The following is a 749-nucleotide window of genomic DNA, read 5'->3' on the forward strand; positions in this document are numbered from 1 at the left end:
TTATGTTGATTAAAGAAGTCGAGTAGTGTTTGTTTCCTCGCTTTTTTAGCGTGAGCAAGAGAGGGCCAGCGCAGTAAGAAGTCACAGAATATTTGAGTGTCTTTTTCTTTAAACCAATCAATCACGTGGGGATAATAATTTTTTAGCGTTGTGGCTATTTTATTGGTTAAATTAACACGATCTTGTACTAGTTTACGTCTGTATTCGACAAGCTGCGCAAGACACCTAACGTCCTCTGAATCCGGCCTAATAACCGTTAATTTATCCATATGAAGTTGTAAGATTTCAACTTGAATAATTGCATCAGTAGGATCATCTTTAGCCCCGCTGTGCGTAAATGCGGCACGGTATTTAGCAACACTTGATGGGTTAATCACAAATAATACAATGTGCTTAAATTTACTGAGTGCATATATAAGTGGGCCTTTTTTTAGCTCACACGCGACAGCAACAGATCTGCCGTTGTAGCGTTGTTTTAACTCAAGCGCCCATGCATTAATTGACTTAGGTTCAGAGGAAATCACACTTAAATGTTGTGTATTTGTGTCACGATTTATTTCACAAATATCGTGTTTACGGTCAGCCCAATCGATCCCGATAAGGGCTGCAAAATCTGAGACGTTAAAGGCTTCCATTTTGGGTCTCCTAGGGGTAAAGTGAAAGAATAAATAGAGGCTAATAGTGTTTCTCGCAGGTCTTATAGATAGTCGGCATTACGACAATCCCTGAGTATGCGTATTGAAACAAAT

At 39.3% G+C, this 749-nt stretch carries 1 protein-coding gene; it reads right to left on the bottom strand.

Translation table 11 applies throughout. From position 1 onward, the window contains the following. On the bottom strand, positions 1-635 hold a 635-nt coding region (locus DO88_RS00440), incomplete at its 3' end, for an IS110 family transposase (protein ID WP_033041143.1). Positions 636-749 lie beyond the last annotated feature (114 nt).

This window comes from Pseudoalteromonas sp. S3431 (genome assembly GCF_000690035.1).
GTDB lineage: Bacteria > Pseudomonadota > Gammaproteobacteria > Enterobacterales > Alteromonadaceae > Pseudoalteromonas > Pseudoalteromonas fuliginea.